We start from the raw sequence: 17308 nt of genomic DNA on the forward strand, positions 1-17308 counted from the left end.
GCAACCATGACAACGTGCTCGATGCCAGCGACGACCGCTGGAGCGAGTTCCGTGTCTGGCGCGATGCCAACCAGAATGGTGTCGTCGATGACGGTGAGCTGCAGACCATGTCGGAGGCTGGAATCAAGCTGGTCAACCTTCTGTCGACGACGGATGGCAGTCAGTCCTTCTCCGACGGGTCGGCAATCACCGGCACGAGCTCGTATCAGACGAGCGATGGCACGTCGCACTATCTGGTGGGAGACGCCACGCTCGCCTATCAGCCGGCGATCCCGAAGCAGAATGCAGCATAACCATTGCAAGTAGGAAGGCTGTTTTTTGTAGATCCGGCCTTCCTATTCATCATCGGGATCAGCTGTGTCCTCAGTCAGCGGCTTTACGCTATCGAGCGGCTGGTGGGGATGGCATGTAAAGCGCGACCGCAAAGCGGTTCGAAGGGGGCGTATGAAGAACAGGATTGTTTGCCTGATGGCCATCGCTTTGGCGGCATTGGTTAATGGAAGCGCGCGTGCTGATACTGACGTGTGCCAACCAGTCAAGGCCGCCATCGGAAAGTTGAACGCAGCGCAACAATTTCAACAACGAGGCATCGTCACTTATATCGACAGCGGCAAGTCCTATTCCCTGGACTACCTTGTGTCTGGCAACAAGGAATATTCGCGGAAGGAGGACGGAGCTTGGAAGATCGACACGCGACAGCCGGTTGCCCTCGTCGTCGGTAATGAAGCGGCAGTTTACGAGTGCCGTCGCATCGGGACTGATCGGCTCGGGAATGCGTCTGCGGTAATCTACACGTATAAGCGTCTTACACCCGATCATAGGGTTCGAAACGTCAAGGCCTGGATTGCTGAAGATACCGGGGAGCCCTTGCAGACGGAAATGACTATCGAGACAGAACCGGGCCGCAAAGCCAGTTTCATGTTCAACTATGATCAAAATGCATCGCTACCAATGGTTGGCGATCAATGATTTGGACCTGCCTTACATTGGCAAAGGGCAATAAAGTGCCCATTGAGGCTTCCTCTTCGGTGGGATCGTAGCCTGATGGACCAAGCGACCATCGCAAACGCGGAGCAGCCCCCGACTACATCATCGCCATCAGCAGATGATGTGATACGCCCCGACAGCGGCCTTGCTGCGATTGCAGCGATTGCCGGTTATTTCCGCATCGCCTCCAATCCGGATGTTCTGGCACGTGACCTGGCTCTGTCGAAGCCTGCGGGACGCAGTGACCTTTTGCGGGCTGCCAAGCTCGTGGGGCTGAAGGCAAAGCATCTGGAGATCCAGTCGGACGCGCGGCTTGCGACCTTGCCGACGCCGGCGATCGCCTGTTTGAGCGATGGCCGCTTTGCCGTCTTCGGCGGAGCAGCAGCGGACAATGCCTGGCGCATCATCGATCCGACGGATTTCTCCAGCCGCAATCTCGGGGCGCATGAGCTGCTCGCCGAGACGGCCGGACACTTCATCCTCTTGCAGCGGCGTCTGGCCGGTCCCGGAGCTTCGCGCGGCAATTTCGGCTTCCGCTGGTTCCTGCCGTCGATCTGGCGCTATCGCCATGCCTTCGGTCATGTCCTGCTTGCCTCGCTCATCGTCCAGATTTTTGCATTGGTGACGCCGCTGTTCTTCCAGGTCGTGGTCGACAAGGTGCTTGCCCATCGCAGCTATTCGACCCTAATCGTACTTGTTGTCGGTCTGGCGGCCGTCGGCCTGTTCGATGTGGTGCTGCAATATCTTCGAACCTATGCGCTGTCGCATACCACCAACCGCATCGATGTCGAGCTCGGGCGACGGCTGTTCCGGCATATGCTGAACCTGCCGCTTTCCTATTTCGAGACGCGGGCGACAGGCCAGACGATTGCCCGCGTGCGCGAGTTGGAGACCATCCGTAATTTCCTGACGGGGCAGGGGCTGTTCTCCGGTCTCGATCTCATCTTCACCATCGTCTTCATCTTCGTGCTGTTTTCCTATTCAGCAAAGCTCGCCTGGATCGTCGTCGCCTCCATCCCGTTTTATCTGGCGATCGGCTTTCTGGTGCGGCCATTCCTGAAGGAAAAGATCGACGAGAAGTTCGAGCGCGGCGCCTATAGCCAGCAGCTGCTCGTCGAGACCGTGGTCGGCGTCCAGACCCTGAAGGCCTCAGCCGTCGAACCGGTTGTATCAGCTCAATGGGAGGAGCGCCTGGCAGGTTACGTGCAATCCTCCTTTGCCACGACCATGCTGGCCGCCAAGGGCCAGAACGCCATCCAGTATGTCAACAAGATCACCTCGGCAGCCCTGCTTCTCTTCGGTGCCCAGGCGGTCATCAATGGCGAGCTGACGGTCGGCGCGCTCGTCGCCTTCAACATGATCGCCGGCCAGGTCTCGCAGCCGATCCTGCGCCTGTCGCAGCTCTGGCAGGATTTCCAGCAGGTGCAGGTGTCCGTCGCCCGTCTTGCCGACATCCTCAACGCCCCGCCCGAGCCAAGGCCGGAAGTCTCCGTCAGCCTGCCGAAGCCAAGGGGCGCCATCACCTTCAGGCAAGTCAACTTCCGCTACACGGCCGATGGCCCGGAAGTGCTGCGCGATATCTCGTTTTCGGTTCGACCCGGTGAGGTGATCGGCATTGTCGGACCATCCGGATCGGGCAAGTCGACGCTGACGAAGCTGGTGCAGCGTTTCTATATCCCGACGCGCGGCCAGGTCTTCGTCGACGGGCAGGATATCGCCCAGGTCGATCCAGCCTGGCTGCGGTCCAATATCGGTGTCGTCCTGCAGGAGAACATGCTGTTCAACCGGACGATCCATGACAATATCTGCCTGGTCAATCCGTCGATGTCGCGGGCAGCGGCCATGCAGATGGCGCGGCTGTCGGGCGCCGACGAGTTCATCGCCAAGCTGCCGAAGGGCTATGACACGCTGATCGAGGAACGCGGCGCCAACCTTTCCGGTGGCCAGAGGCAGCGTCTGGCGATCGCGCGGGCGCTGGCCACCAATCCGCCGATGCTAATCCTCGACGAGGCGACAAGCGCCCTCGACTACGAGAGCGAGCGCATCATCCTTGGCAACATGCGCGAGATCGTCAAAGGCCGAACCGTCATCATCATCGCCCATCGGCTGGCGACCGTCCGCCATTGCGACCGCATCATCGGCATGAAGGATGGGCGCATCGTCGAAGAGGGCACGCATGACAGCCTGCTTGCACGTCCAAACGGTCTTTATGCCCATCTCTGGCAGTTGCAGACGGGGCTGAACCAGCCATGAACCAGGTCGTCCAGCCCCCCAAACGGCCAGCCAAACCACAACGGCGCAGCAGAACCGAGAACGAATTCCTGCCGGCGGCGCTGGAGATCCTAGAAAGCCCAGCCTCGCCTGTTCGTACCGCCTTCATCTGGTTCATCGCCATCCTCGTGGCGGCCACACTCCTTTGGAGCTATCTCGGCACCTTCGACATCGTCTCGACCGCGCAAGGCAAGATCCAGCCGACCGGCCGCGTCAAGGTCATCCAGTCGATCGAGGTCGGCAAGGTGAGGTCTATTCCCGTCACCAACGGTTCGCATGTGAAGGCGGGCGACATCGTCGTCCAGCTCGACGATACAGAGCTCAAGTCCGATGAAGAGGCGATTACCGTCAATCTGCAGGCCTATCGGGCCGAGATGGTCCGGCGCAGGGCCGTGCTTGCAACCGTGGAGCAGTGGCAAGAGCAGGGTATCTGGACGAGCGAGAAACAGATCCCGGATGCCCCGCTCGATCTTGCGTCCGATACGCCCGCTAGCATCCGCGAGCGCGAACAATCGATCTTCAGGGCCGATCTGTCGCAGCTTGCGGCCAGTTTGACCAATATCGTCGCACAGCGCACGCAGCAGCAGGCGACTGTCGCCAGGCTTCAGCAAACGATGACGGCGCAACAGCGGCTGGTCGATACGCTCAACGAGCGGGTTACCATCCGCGCGACACTGGTGGATCAGGATGCCGGCTCCAAGGCAGGGGTGATCGACGCCAAGGAGACCAGCCAGAAGGAAGAAGCGACGCTCGCCGAGGAAACCGGCCAGCTCGAAGAGGCCAAGGCATCCCTTTCGGTTACAACAAGCGATGGGGAAAAGACGCTGCATAGCTTCATCGCCGACAACGTCGAGAAGGCTGGCGAGGCGTCGCGACAGGCCGATGAGCTTGACCGTCAGCTGGTCAAGGCGCGTGAGCGACGGGAATCCATGACCATCGCCACGCCGATCGATGGCACCATCCAGTCGTCGTCGATCAATACCACCGGCCAGGTGGTCACGACCGGCGTCGAACTCATGCGCATCGTGCCGGACAATTCGACGCTTGAGGTGGAGGCCTATCTCCCGAACAGCGATATCGGCTTTGTGTCCGTCGGGCAGCCGGCCGTGGTCAAAATCGAGGCCTTTCCATTCACACGCTACGGCGTGATCCGCGGCCACGTTACAGCCGTTGCAAGGGACGCGATCCCGGAGCCGGATGCAAACCAGGTCGAAGGCGATCCGACGAAGCAACTGCAGGCGACCGTGCCGACGACGAATGTGCAGCGCGTCCAGAACCTCGTCTTTCCTGTCACGCTCAAGCTCGACGCCAGCACCATGAGTGTCGATGGCAATATCGTGCCGTTATCATCAGGCATGGCCGCAACCGCCGAGATCAAGACCGGCAAGCGACGGATACTCGAATATCTGTTCTCGCCGATTGTAGAGGTGACGTCGCAGGCGATGCAGGAACGGTAGTGGAGGAGCTATGCAATTAACTGGAATCTCGCGATTTGCGACGCACTTGGACCGCCCACGGATGTATTTCCTGATCTTTCTTGCGTGGCTGGTCATAGGAGTAGCCAGCGCGAAGGCAGGGACAATCGGAGCTGACAACCGGAGGGCCATCAATGACTATGCTGCATCGCATGGCATAACCCCTGACACTGCTCGAAAGAAGTTTGGCGCAAGCGGCAGGATCATGTGTCCCTTCAATGAGGCCAGTGCCTTCCTGCTCTATAAGCCGAATATCGTGGTCACGGCGCGGCATGCGCTCTATCCCAAAAATCGCAAAACATATGCGGCGTCGATGTCGATCACGAGATGCGCGTTCGAAGTGAGCGATGGCAAAGGATCCACATGGCACAAGGTTGATGTCGCGTCTTTCGTTCATCCGAGCAAAGGTCTTAAATCCTGGGACGACCCCTATGACTGGGTCGTGATGCGGCTTTCCGAATCCGTGACGGAGTTCGAACCATATCGCCTGCCTTCAAAACCTGTTTCCGTCGGCGATAAGATCATAAGTGCCTCCATCCGTCAGGCGCACTTTCTTCCTGACGATTGGAACGAGCGTGTTCTTGGCGACTGCCGTATCCGATCGGTCGAAAATATTGAGAAGATCGCCGCAAGTGGTCTTCGTACAGACTGTTCCTCTGACATAGGTGCATCTGGGAGCCCGATACTGAGAGAGAGTCCCGAGGGCTTAGAGGCAGTCGGCATCACCACCTCCGGGACAGGCTCGTGTCCGAAGTTCGACCGAGCACGGTGTTACAACTTTGCGGTTGGGCTTGAACCCGAGCTGATCGACGCGGTACATAGGCTTGCCGGCGACGCAAACCAACGCTGAGCGTACTTTCAGCGTAAGCCGCTTGAACCCCGCAATAACAATGATGTCCAATTTCTCTCAGCCGCTCCTCAGCAACGGACAAAGGCACCATCCCCATCAGGGAAAATTTGCATATTATCATTTAACATCAAATGCTTAGTTTCACAATAGAATTGACGTAATTATATAACGTGTTCGAATCCTTATTCGACTTGTTCTACCAAGGTAGCAGTGCAACCCATATGGATTTAAGTGCGACCGAGCGTGCCGAAGAGGCTGATCTAGAGGAGGAAACCGATCTATTGGACTTGGGATTTGCGTCGGCCAATGAGATCGTGACGCAGATTGCCAACGTGGCAGAGGGTGGCGTTAGCAAGGAGAACTCAAGCAATCCGAACGCTCTCGCGGATGCCCTAATTGCACTGCAAGGGGCACTGACAAATTCCATGTCTGAACTCGAGGAAGAGAACCGGATCGTTGTTTCGAGTTAGTGGAGACGGATTCTGCGTTCACTTCGCAATTTTCTTGGCTATAGCACGAGTCCGGTGGTAAGCTTTCCTACCAGAAAGCTGAAGAGGGCAATCATGTCTAACGTCTCAAAGGTCAGCATTGCCGTAACACCGCAGCAGGCTGAGCTTTTGCGCGATGCAGTCGAAAGCGGTGCTTATGCCAGCAGCAGCGAGATTGTGCGCGAAGCCATGCGTGACTGGTTTGCGAAGTGGGCTAGTCGGAAGAATGATATTCAGCATCTGCGCGAATTGTGGGCACAGGGTAAAGCTAGCGGCGTCCCAAAGACTGTCGATTTCGACGCAACCCGCGAAAGAGCTCGTCAGAAACTGAACGCCGCTCGCAATCATGGCGATTAAGCTCGTTTGGTCGCCTCAAGCCGAAGACGACGTTATTGGTATTTATGTCGAGATCGGTCTTCATCAACCACAAGCCGCTGAACGCTATTATGAACAGTTTAGGCGAAAAGTCGGCCTTTTGGTCGATCAACCACGGCTTGGTCAACGGCACCCTGAAATCGCGCCGACGGCGCGGATGTTGGTGGAAGCGCCATACGTCATTCTCTACGAGACGATTCCAGACACCGATCGGGGCCCAGTCGATACGATACAGATTGTCCGTGTTGTCGATGGCCGGCGCGATTTGCGTAACCTTCTGAAAAGCTGAAGATGGCCGTGGGGAAGCCCATCCCCGCCTCAAGCCTGGCGGCGAATTAATGTGCGTCACAAGTCAATGACGCATGGCCTGCTCGGATAAGAGCAGTTCTTGCACCGCAAGATCTACGATGTCCTGGAGCCTTTGCCAGCCATAAAGATTACGCTCCGCGACGCGCTCCTGAACCGCGGCGAGCATCCAGCCAGCCGCCGCGACGTCATCATCGCTCTTGCAGATGTTGAAGCGCTCGAGACAGGCTTCTATTCGGGGCCGGGCCGAGCCGCCACCAAGATTGATATCCGAAACAAACAAGCGCGCATCGCGGTAGGCGCTCGCTATGCGCTGCTTGTCGTGAGCGCCACTCTCGATGATCATCCTGATGGTAAAGGCTAGGGTTTCCAGCAGATCGGCGGTCTCATCCGGCACCATTTTCACAAGCTTCCCGCAGCAGCAGGTACATCTCGGTTTGGTCGAGACAATGTTGGCGCCATCTCTTCGCTTCCCGTGAATGGAGGCAAACCTTCATCCCGCAACAACGCCGATGTCGCATATCGCATGCCGTCCTTGCCACCATGCTTGGCGGCATACATCAGGCGGTCGACACTGCGCATCAGCTCATCCATGTGAGTATTCCCGACATCAGGCAGAACAGCGAGTGCTCCCATGCTGCAGGTCACCTCATGACCCGTGGTCGCTAAGGCTGCGCTCAGGCGCCCATGCAGCTTCTCGGCTGCTTGTCTGCCTTCATCCAATGAGGACAACTTCATCAGCAGAACAAATTCATCGCCGCCCATTCGCCCGAAGCAATCTTCGCGTCGCAAAGCCATCCTTCCTTCAACGCCAAAGCGCTTCAGCACCTTGTCTCCGGCCTCGTGTCCATGGCGATCATTGATGCGTTTGAAGCCGTCGAGGTCGAGGTAGACCAGCAACATTGGCCAGCCCTGCCGGCAGGCTATCTTTAGCATGGCTTGTGCTTCCTGCTCGAATGCCTGACGATTCAATATGCCGGTGACGCCATCGTGGCGCGCGACAAAACGCTGTTCCTCATAGCGTTCTCGGAAACGCCAGATAGTTATGACGATGATCGCAAACGATGCGGCATAGATGATCAGATTGCCGGCTATACAGTGGCTTGGAAGGAAGGGCCACCACGATCCCACACTCAGTTCGCATGATCACGGCGAATTTCACCAAGGTACTCGCCAGCTTCTGGGATTAGGTTTGAAGCATACGGTGATGCCCGGTCGCTAGTGTGAAAGCTTGGCCAAAAGCTCCTGCTTCTTTTTGATGGCGTCAGGAATGCTGCCGTATTGGAGCGACGCATTGCAGTCATCAAGGGCCTTTTGATTATCGCCGAGTTCCATATAGGCATAACAGCGATTATTGTAGGCGACTGCGACATCATCGTTGTTGGTAAGCTTGTCGTCGTAGAGATAGGGATATTTGTTGAGCACGCCGAGAGCGGCCTGATTATCCTTCCTGCCGAAATAGATCATCGATAGCTCGATGGCCGCCCCAGCTCGATGGCCGTTCTGGGAGGACGCGACTTCGACCAAATCGGGGATGGCATTTTCGTCGTCATGCAGTTCCTTGTAGGAAAGGCCCCGCCAGTAATAGGCGTTCACTCCGTTCTGCGGATCGGAGAGAATTTTCGAGCACTCCTTTACGGCCTCGGCATATTGGGTCATCAGGTGGTAGCCGTAGCAAAGATAGAGACGGCTGCCCGCATCCTCGTCGAGCGAGAGAGCTGCTTTCGCAGCCGCGGCCATATCGGCCGGGCGCTTGTTCTTGGAGTACATCTGCGTGAGGGTTTGATAAATCTGTGCCAGCGCCAGATCTTTCTCCTCGGGAGACGGGAAGCTCGCGGCATTCAGATGAGACAGCGCTTCCTTGTACTTGGTGATAGCATTGTCATAAAAGCCCTTGTAGAGCCAGGACTTCGCGACCAGTTGATCGATGATGTAGTTGTTTTCGACGCCCTTGTCTTCGATCAGGCGCGGATCGCTATGGTAGCTATTCGCTGCCATTTGAAGAACCTGTCCCGCATAGGATGCCCCGCCGGCCTGCTCGATCATGGCGCCGATCAGATAGGAAACCGCCTGGTTCGTCTCATAGCTGTTGGATACTCCGAATTCATCAAGAGCGCGGGAAATCTCCATTTCCAATCCCGGCCGTAGGTTCCGGTTCATGGCGGCCGTGAAGCAGGCGGTATATTCGGCGCCAAGCTTATGCGCGCAATCGATGTTCGCCACATCCAGGAGATAGACGTAGAGACTGAGCGGCAGCAGCTTCAAGGGCGAGCCGACGGGAGCGTTCGAATCGTAGCGGTTTACGAAAGCATACATCTGATCGACGCTACCGCCCCACTTCGGCTGTAGGGACGAGAGCGCAATATTATAGATTGGCATATAGTTGGGATAGACAGCGGCCGCTTGTTCAAGCGCCTTTTCCATCTGCACCGTCGCGCCAAAGCCACGGAGAAGTTCGACTTGCAAGGAGAGCCCGTAAGCGGACTGAGGATCCAGCGTCAGAGCAAACCGGACATCGGTAAGCCCCTTGCGAAGGAGGCTGACAAACGCCTCCTGGGCGGCCTTATCTGTTTCGGAATCGAAGCGGTGACCCGTCGATACCAGGCAAGATCCAGATAGTATTGCGCGCGAACCAAACGAGGAACCGGGCTCAACGGTGCATGATCGACCCAAGCGGACAAGTGGCGATCGAAATTGGGAGCAGAAAGATCGGCGATGTTCTTGATGAATTCCTTGAACGGATAAAGTGTCCAGATCTTTGCGCGGCTTGCCGGGGCGACTGGCTCCACGCCATGCAGATGCACGGCTTGGAGAACCTGGAATCAGGATAAGTCGCATTTACTGGCGGTGCTTTGGCTTGTGGCGTTCTCTATTCTTCTTGGCTTCCGTCTCCCGGTTCACTTGGCTTTCGTTCAACAACTCCTGCTGGGTCTGGCGCTGCCTTTCGATCTCCGGCGATTGGTTGATATCGGCCGGTATCGGCTTTGACGGGTTCTGTTCGATGGAGCGCTCGGCCCGGACCGCAGACGCCGCCTCGGATTGTGTGCGATAGGCATGATCATCACCACCACCGTCAAACGGCCGCTCATGCGTGGCGGTGCTTCGGTCGGCCTGGCGGATTTCACGCTCCGCTTCGGCTTCGGTCCGCTCACGCACCACCTGAAGGTTGACGGCAATCTCGGCGTCGCTGCGCGCCATTGGATTCTCTGTCTGAGAGGCGGCCGCCTTCTCCGTAATACTCGCTTCCCAGACATTGCGCTGCACCGGCCGCCGCTCGACCCGCTCCTGACCGGTCGCCTTATCGATGACCCGCACGTCCTTTTCCACGGTTTCTCGGCCGGTCACCGCGAGGCTGATGCCATCACCTCGCTGAACGCCAGCCTTGTCGAGCGCATCCGGCAGGCCAACGCCCCAAACGCGCATTTGCCCGCCGTCCTCACGCTTAAGATCGACATGCGGCGTCACCTCGTTCTTCGGGTCGTTATCGTAATGGGAGGTACCATGTTCAAGATATACGCCCGAAATCGCCGAACGGGTCTGCGAGGTGACGCGGCTTGTCTGGCCGTTCTCAATCGGCTGAGCCAGCGATCCATCGGTAAAGCCGGAGACTTTCCGTTCGCGCTCGTCTTCCTTGCGCCGGCGTTCCTCCACCTTCTTCTGCGCGACTAGCAGCTGCTCCTGGAGCTCCGGATTGGTGATCTTGAACCCGTGCTCGGCGGCAAGCTCCACGGCGATGGTCTTGTCTCGCGCGGTACCATTGACACTGATGGAACCCCATTTTTCCGCTGCCGCCCGCATCGCCGCAAGGGTCGATGCGCGTTTGCGATCGGCGGGCCTGATCTTCTCACCATCCATGATCGGAGCGGGGGTGGCCGGCTCTGCTTGCGTCGTGGCGTGTCCCTCGGTGGTGACCGGCGCCGGAGTAACAACATCTCGCTGAGGAGTGCCGGCTAACTCGGTCGGTTTCTCTTTCTGGGGAGCACCCGGTGCGAGACCGGCACTGGCATTGCGTTGCTGAGCTGCTCGCTCATTTGCAGCCATGAGCTTTTCCTGAAGCTCGGGGTTGGTGATTTTGAACCCATGCTCGGCAGCAAGCTCGATCGCGAGGCTCTTGTAGCTTTCGATGCCACTAATCGTCAGGCTACCCCATTTTTGCGAGGCAACCTGCATGGCAGCAAGCACCGCTTCGCGATCCTTCCACGTGTTGATTTCGACCTTGTCGCCGTGATCGGTGAAGGCAACGGCTCCTTTGCCATTTTCCTTATGGGTAACATAGCGAATGACAGCACCGCGCTCTTCCGCCACGAACTGGCGGAACTCATACTTGACAGGGGCGACAAAACGGTCGCCCTCGACCGCACCGCGCTTCTTCTCGATGTCTTCCTGGATGGCCAGCATGCGCTGTTGAGACTCACGAAGCTTGCCATGCAGCTCCTCGATTTGCGGCTGGCGATCCGATGGCAGATGTTTCTTGATGATCTCCATCTGCTCGTTCATGTCGGCGAACGAGGTCTTCATCACGTTGAGATTTGCCATATTACCCGTCTCCTTCGTAAATTGATCGACCAATTCCATCAGGCGCTTCTCGGCGGAAGTCGCCAAGGTTTGCGATTCCAGGCCCCGCGGCGCGTCATTGCGCTGCCCGGTTCGTGAATCCTGGTCGTAGTCGCTGCCTGCGCCCGTCCGCTCCATCAACCGTACCGCCGTCGCACTGCGTCGGCGGAATTCGAGCACTTTCGCGGTTTCCGCCTCGGTTCTCGGCCAAGGACGCACCGTGTCGGCAAGCTCGCGTGAGACGACGAAACGGTTGATTTCATCAGCATTGGAACCGGCTATGGCACCAGATTGTGAACGCGCCGGCGTAATCCGGTGCATGTCGGCTGGCCGGACATCGACGTAGCCGAGCGACCTGCCATGGCGCCGTGCCAATTCAATGGCCTCGGCGCGATCGCGCGTAAAAATCGGGGCCGATGATGACGGCGCTCCCGGCCGCTCCGCCCGATAGAGCCGTAACACACCTGGCTCCACTAGTACCTCACGAACGGCTTGCGATGACGCGACAAAGCTTGCGCTTTGCGCTGACATCGCGGCAACCTCACCCCATCCTTTTGCGGCAGCAACTGCTCGACGCTTTCCCTCTTCCCGCACAGGTACATGAACCGCACCCACCCTGACGGCCTCGACGTGCTGGCGTACTCGATCGGATGCGATCCCCTTTTCCACCCGGCGAATATCCTTCAGCTTATAGCTCGGAGGATTGGCCCTCTCGAAACGGCTGGTCGCCTCCATCGCAATGCCGCGCTCACGCGCCTTTAAAGCCAGCGTCTCGCGCCAGCGCTTAAAATCCTGAATGCCGGGCCGTAAACGCTTGCCCATATCCGATGTCAGCCGGACCACCGCATGAACATGGACATGCTTGCTGTCCTCATGCAACGCAAAGGCAAAAGCGTGACCGGCAAACTCTGTCTCGAGCGTCGCACGAGCGGCCGAAACGAACGCGGACTTGTCCGTGCCGGGCATGGCGCTGAGCACGATATGAGCAACGTCTCGTTGCTCCTGAGACCGCATATCCCGTTTCCACGAACGCGCTGCGGCAAGATTGGCTTCGTGTCCGCGAAGCATTCTTCCATCGGACAGATGTGCTTCATCTCTCCCTCCGGACGTCAGCCGCGACAGATACCGCGCGGCCCCCTCCACGCCGTGGGCAAAGCCGCGCTCCTCCATGTCAACCGGTTGACCAAAAGCTTCGTTCAGCCGGCGCTCCAGTCCGCCCAAAGAGCCAGGAGTATCGAAGACACGATACGACCTGCCGCGTTTGCCGGCTCCCGAAACCTCGCGCCGGCTACTCGCCGCCGTCATCACGATGTCGATGCGCTGACGCCCGGCCGCATCCCGGGTGATCGTCCATGCATAGCGATGTCCCGAAAGCCTCTCTTTGAGTGCCGCATCCACGGCATCCGTCTCGACGAAAGATTCTGGCGTCAGCCTGAGCATGACGACGTCCTTCGACGGCGCACGATGCCTGGACGCGTCAGCCCATTCACTCGCCAACGCCTGAACGGCGTCGGCGCCGCTGACCTCGCTATAATCCTCCCGTTCCAGCGTTACCTGTCCCTGCCTGCTTTGATAGGACAGAAGTGCTTCCGTGCGCGAAGAGCCGCTGGCATAGCTGACGAGCTTGACCATTGCGCCCTGCGATCCCCGCGCTAATCCCTCGCGCATGTCGGCAGCTGATCGAGGCGGTGCAGGCGCTGGCGCCGAAGACGCCGGCGTTGATTGCTGTGAGTGCGCCAGTCTCGCAGACCGCGGCGGTCCCGCAGACCACGTTGGTCCAACAGACGTGCCCGGACTCCCACGACGACGCCTGCGCCGTCTCTCCTCGTCTTCCATTCCGAGCCCTGGTGTCATGCCTAAAGGACGTGATGAAGCAGATGCACCGCTATAGCTCGCAAGCGCATCCATGTCTGATTGCTGCAGCGCTCGCCGGCGTCGCTTCATCCGTTCCAGCAGATCGTCGAGCCCGAGCTCGTCAAGGAAACTGGCTTCGATCACGCATCAGTTCCTCTGACGACGTCAGCTCCACTGGCGATGCCACTAACGTCCGCATCATCCTCGATCGCCCGCACCATGTCTTCCCGAGCGCGACCGCAGAGCGTCCGGTAAAGTTCCTCCTGGATCGACAGCACCTGTGCCATCCGCGCAAGACCCTGCTTCAGCGCCGCATCCGACGGCAGTTTGCCGCGATGCAGGGCCTTGACGGCCTGGTTGAGGTTCACGCCGATTGCTCGCGTCTGGTAAGCGAGCTCGAGAATGGCATCACGGGTCTCGTGGTCATGGGTCGGCCCAAAACCGCAGGCGGCCCGCACCATACGTCGCGCTCCCTCGCTCAAGGTGACGCCACGGCCGGAACAGAAGGCCGAAAATCCCGCAAGCTCCGTCTCGGTGAGACGCACATGCAGCGTTCCAGTCCGTGAACTCCGTGCCTTTGCGACCCTTGTCATGACGGCAATCCCCAAGCTCAACACCAATCCATCACCCAATGCGGGAAGGAACAGCCTCATATATGCTCCGGTCTCGATCGAGAGACTGCCGGGGCAACCCAGCGCAAAGCGCAAGCTTTGTCGCCAGACGAACGCCGCTATTGTGGCGTGGCAGATTTGTATCACAAATCGTATATCCCTGCCATCCATTTAACTTCACTTTTTTCAATATTTCTATTTAAAATCAACACACTACGCGCACTGTACGAAGCTTGCAAACTGCGCGTAGTGCATGCGCTCCACACACCATTTGAACCCTGCGAACGACGCTCTCTCTGCGCACTCAGGCCACCACGCGAACCCCATGCACTTCGAACACTCCGGATGCTTCACGCACTTCGAGGAGCGCGCAAGCTGCATGGAGCGACGATGCTGCTGGTAGTCGCTGGAGCTCATGAAGTGCGGGAGCTTGTCAATTGATCACATATATAGCAAAATCACATGGAGGCATATGCAACGCTGTAATAGGAGCCCACCCCAGCATGACCATCCTGACATTCGCAAACTCCAAGGGCGGCGTTGGCAAGTCCACCCTTTGTGCACTCGTTGCTTCAGAACTCGCGTCGGCATCTTCCAACATCCATATCATCGATGCAGACAGGCAGCTTTCATGCTTCCAATGGGTGAACCGTTGCCGCCAGGCCGGCACTCTTCCCAAGAGCATCTCCGCCACCAGGGCCGCAACGCAACAGGAGCTCGTCGAAGCTATTTCGCGAACAGGGGAGGGCATAACATTGATCGATGTTCAAGGGTCGATGAACGAGCTCCTCACTGCCGCTGTCGTCGCGAGCGACATCACCATCGTCCCGGCCAAAGCGAACGTCATGGAAATGTTCGAGACCGTCAAACTGTTCGAGTGGGCGCGGAACCTCAAACGGGCTCCACTTCGGCTGGTCCTCAACCGCGTCGAGGGCATCGATCTCAATACGAAGGCATTTCAGGACGCCATTGAACTCATCCGCGCCCATAAGCTGGCGGCCCTACCGACCTTCATAAGGGCGCGCAAAGTCTACGAACAGTTCTGCCTCAACTCTGGCACGTTGGAGATCCTGTCGCAGGATCCATCAAAAGCCGACCAGGTAAAGAAAGCACGCGCAAACATCGTGCAGCTGCTGAACGACATCACAGAGGCAATAGAGGCCGATGAACTGCCGGCAGCCGAGTCCCAAAGGGTTCGCCGATGACCGACTTCAGAGAACTCGGCCGCCGCAAGCGCAGTGCCAAAGACCTTTCCGATCTTCTCGCCGATACGACAGATCAGACCAAGCTCTACGAAGAGATGTTCGCACCACCGAGAGACGAAGGGCCGAGCACACCGGCGCCGGGGCATCCCTTTAAGATGGCGGGCGACGCTGAGGGCCCGGGCGAGGACAGCAGCGCATTAATCAACCTCCCCGATCAGGATTGTGATCGAGCGGAAACCACGCGGTTTCAGGTGAACGTCGGCCGCGACGTCATCCGGGCGATCAAGGTGGCAGCCGCCGAGGACGGTTTGCGAGTGTCACGAGTGGTGGACAAGGCGCTCCGCGCCTATCTGGATCAGAGGCCGAAATCGTAACCGTCAAGGAAGCGCTCAAGGATGGATCCGCCCCTCGTCCGCACGCACGCGAGGGATGGGATCGGACGAAAGCGGCGGAGCCGAAAAGCTTGAAGTGCATGGCCGCAAGGTCGACGGTATCCTGCCAAGCTCGACTAAGCTCGGAACGAGGGTCACGGAGCAGGTTTCCCACTTGGCTCCGCAAAACCCTTCGGCGCTACCTTGCGGGCGCGGGTTTGCTCCGCCAGCTCCGTTCGCCCCGACAAATGTCGAAGCTCACTACGGCCGCGGACGCGCCGCCCGGCGGTGCTGCGGCTGGAAAACCTTCAGTCCACGTGAGTTTAAAAGGTTATTCGATATTGAGAGGTTGATACAGCCCGCAGTGCTCCATCGTCGCCTCCGGGAATCTAGCAGCTGTCATCTGTTTAAATGGCTCTCGCCCCGGGGATATCCGCGCGCATAGCATGGGATATACCGAACGCAGCTTGGCGCGATGCGGTTGAACTATCTCACTGCATCAACCCCGACAATCTCGCGTCGGAAGAGCAAATGCAACTCATCAACGGATAGGCAGAGCGCCGATCAGAAACGCCGAAGGGCGTTTGCTGTAGGCTTTCGCAAACCGCACAGCCCCCGCAACGACTTTTCGGTGGGGGGAGCGCACTCGTTAGCTGACTAACAATCAGATAAGCATATTTATGGAACTTCCGTATCGTACGATGCATCTGATAAATGACGTCAGTTTATCGATGGACCGCGAGGTCCCCAGTCAGGAACTGGGCAAGACCGAGACCAAAGGACCAGTCTTCGTCGGTATTCTCAACCATCGATATCATTACGTCCGAAGACTTGATATCGCACCGTTCGAAAAGGACCTGGCAAAGTCCCTCATAGAACTCGATCTTTTCGGTCTGTGACCGTGGCCGAGTGACAACCTCGACCATAGTGAACTTGTCCGTCCTCGGAATATCCAGCCCGGTGTCGAGAGCACGGAAGTGTGTCGGCTCGTACTCCGTCAGGATCTGATAGAGATCTCTCTCCGGCACCTTGAACGCCGTCACCATCGCTTGGTGTATGCTATCGAGAAGCTGCTCGATTTCTGCACTTGTACGTCCCTTGAGGACGTGAATTTTCATCAGGGGCATTTCTTGTCTCCCAGCGCGCCCTTTACGCGTCGCGCTTCATGATCCACTCGATCTCCGGAGCCGGAACAAACCGCCATTTTCTCAGCGGTCCCGCCATCACGTTGAGGTAATACATTTCGAACCCATAGGGAGCGCCGCACGGATGATGTCCCCGAGGGACGAGAACAACATCACCGTCGGCGACAGCCATCGTCTCATCGAGCTGACCGTCATCGGTGTAGACGCGCTGGATACCGAACCCCTCGGCGGGGTTCATACGATGGTAATAGGTCTCTTCCAGATAGGTAATTCGCGGGAAATCATCCTCGTCGTGCCGATGCGAGGGATAGCTCGACCAATGGCCAGCAGGAGTGAAAACCTCCGTCACGAGCAGCGAGTCGCAGTAGTCCTCGTTCTCCATGGCGATGTTATTCACGTATCGGATGTTGGTGCCTTTTCCGCGCTCCGAGAGTGATATCCCGTCGGGACCAATACGACGAGCAGCGTGCCTCCCGATCCCTGGCGCCGAGCAGACAGCCACCACGCAATCGGTCGCGGCTGTAGCTTCCCATGAACTCGCGTTCGGAACGTAGAGGCAATGCGGTGGCGTCTTTTCGAAGACGCTCAGGCGCTCGCCAAGTACACCCCATTCCTTGTCTGCGGCAACGAAAGATGCCTTGCCCTCGACCATGACCAGGATGACTTCACGATCGCCTGTCTCCTCAGATATCCGCTCTCCCGCGCGGAGGCAGTAGAGCGAGAACCCGACGTAGCGCCACCCGGCCGACTGCGGCGTGATCTCATGCACTTTTCCGTGCTGGCCAAACGGCTTCCTTTGAAGGTGCGACATTCGAT

17 protein-coding genes are annotated in these 17308 nt (G+C 58.2%); 10 read left to right on the top strand and 7 right to left on the bottom strand.

Annotation, left to right across the window (positions count from 1 at the left end):
• The 8 genes from AC13Q5_RS34015 to AC13Q5_RS34050 form a co-directional block, all read left to right on the top strand.
• Positions 1-293, top strand: a 293-nt coding sequence (locus AC13Q5_RS34015; protein ID WP_488504790.1) for a hypothetical protein, incomplete at its 5' end; no start/stop codon positions are given.
• Positions 294-444: 151 nt separating this feature from the next.
• Positions 445-969 carry a hypothetical protein gene (locus tag AC13Q5_RS34020; RefSeq protein WP_488504791.1) on the top strand — a complete coding sequence of 175 codons (525 nt, stop codon included), beginning with the start codon at positions 445-447 and terminating at the stop codon, positions 967-969.
• 75 nt (positions 970-1044) lie between these two features.
• Positions 1045-3240, top strand: a complete 2196-nt coding sequence (locus tag AC13Q5_RS34025) for a type I secretion system permease/ATPase (protein WP_488504792.1) — start codon at positions 1045-1047, stop codon at positions 3238-3240.
• Positions 3237-4715 carry an HlyD family type I secretion periplasmic adaptor subunit gene (locus AC13Q5_RS34030; RefSeq protein WP_488504793.1) on the top strand — a complete coding sequence of 493 codons (1479 nt, stop codon included), beginning with the start codon at positions 3237-3239 and terminating at the stop codon, positions 4713-4715. The genes AC13Q5_RS34025 and AC13Q5_RS34030 overlap by 4 nt, the downstream gene beginning before the upstream one ends.
• 61 nt (positions 4716-4776) lie before the next feature.
• Positions 4777-5583, top strand: a complete 807-nt coding sequence (locus AC13Q5_RS34035) for a trypsin-like serine peptidase (protein ID WP_488504794.1) — start codon at positions 4777-4779, stop codon at positions 5581-5583.
• A 221-nt stretch (positions 5584-5804) separates the two neighbouring features.
• Positions 5805-6053, top strand: a complete 249-nt coding sequence (locus AC13Q5_RS34040; RefSeq protein WP_488504795.1) for a hypothetical protein — start codon at positions 5805-5807, stop codon at positions 6051-6053.
• 93 nt (positions 6054-6146) lie between these two features.
• Entirely contained in the window at positions 6147-6428 is a 282-nt protein-coding gene (locus tag AC13Q5_RS34045) for a ribbon-helix-helix domain-containing protein (protein ID WP_488504796.1), read from the top strand.
• The gene (locus tag AC13Q5_RS34050; protein WP_488504797.1) at positions 6418-6735 is read left to right on the top strand and encodes a type II toxin-antitoxin system RelE/ParE family toxin; all 318 of its coding nucleotides are present in this window, start codon (positions 6418-6420) and stop codon (positions 6733-6735) included. Before AC13Q5_RS34045 ends, AC13Q5_RS34050 begins: the two co-directional genes overlap by 11 nt.
• A 63-nt stretch (positions 6736-6798) precedes the next feature.
• Here the strand turns inward: AC13Q5_RS34050 and AC13Q5_RS34055 are convergent, their stop codons facing one another.
• From AC13Q5_RS34055 to AC13Q5_RS34075, 5 genes are all read right to left on the bottom strand, one after another.
• Positions 6799-7152 (bottom strand): hypothetical protein, encoded by a 354-nt coding sequence (locus AC13Q5_RS34055; protein WP_488504798.1) that lies wholly within the window; start codon positions 7150-7152, stop codon positions 6799-6801.
• Between the two features lie 2 nt (positions 7153-7154).
• Positions 7155-7883, bottom strand: coding sequence for a GGDEF domain-containing protein (locus AC13Q5_RS34060; RefSeq protein ID WP_488504799.1), 729 nt, complete (start codon positions 7881-7883; stop codon positions 7155-7157).
• Between the two features lie 87 nt (positions 7884-7970).
• Positions 7971-9218, bottom strand: a complete 1248-nt coding sequence (locus AC13Q5_RS34065) for a tetratricopeptide repeat protein (protein WP_488504800.1) — start codon at positions 9216-9218, stop codon at positions 7971-7973.
• 372 nt (positions 9219-9590) lie between these two features.
• Entirely contained in the window at positions 9591-12938 is a 3348-nt protein-coding gene (locus tag AC13Q5_RS34070) for an LPD7 domain-containing protein (RefSeq protein WP_488504802.1), read from the bottom strand.
• Between the two features lie 362 nt (positions 12939-13300).
• Positions 13301-13753, bottom strand: a complete 453-nt coding sequence (locus AC13Q5_RS34075; protein WP_488504803.1) for a hypothetical protein — start codon at positions 13751-13753, stop codon at positions 13301-13303.
• Positions 13754-14274: 521 nt separating this feature from the next.
• Here AC13Q5_RS34075 and AC13Q5_RS34080 point away from each other — a divergent pair.
• Positions 14275-14976 carry a nucleotide-binding protein gene (locus AC13Q5_RS34080; protein ID WP_488504805.1) on the top strand — a complete coding sequence of 234 codons (702 nt, stop codon included), beginning with the start codon at positions 14275-14277 and terminating at the stop codon, positions 14974-14976.
• Positions 14973-15350: a hypothetical protein gene (locus AC13Q5_RS34085; RefSeq protein ID WP_488504807.1), complete on the top strand. Its 378-nt coding sequence runs from the start codon at positions 14973-14975 to the stop codon at positions 15348-15350. The genes AC13Q5_RS34080 and AC13Q5_RS34085 overlap by 4 nt, the downstream gene beginning before the upstream one ends.
• A 722-nt stretch (positions 15351-16072) precedes the next feature.
• Here the strand turns inward: AC13Q5_RS34085 and AC13Q5_RS34090 are convergent.
• Together AC13Q5_RS34090 and iolB are read right to left on the bottom strand one after the other, a co-directional pair.
• Positions 16073-16474 (bottom strand): tautomerase family protein, encoded by a 402-nt coding sequence (locus AC13Q5_RS34090; protein WP_488504808.1) that lies wholly within the window; start codon positions 16472-16474, stop codon positions 16073-16075.
• Between the two features lie 22 nt (positions 16475-16496).
• Entirely contained in the window at positions 16497-17303 is an 807-nt protein-coding gene (gene iolB / locus AC13Q5_RS34095) for a 5-deoxy-glucuronate isomerase (RefSeq protein ID WP_488504810.1), read from the bottom strand.
• Positions 17304-17308: the final 5 nt, after the last annotated feature.

This window comes from Martinezella sp. CNPSo 3964 (genome assembly GCF_057784375.1).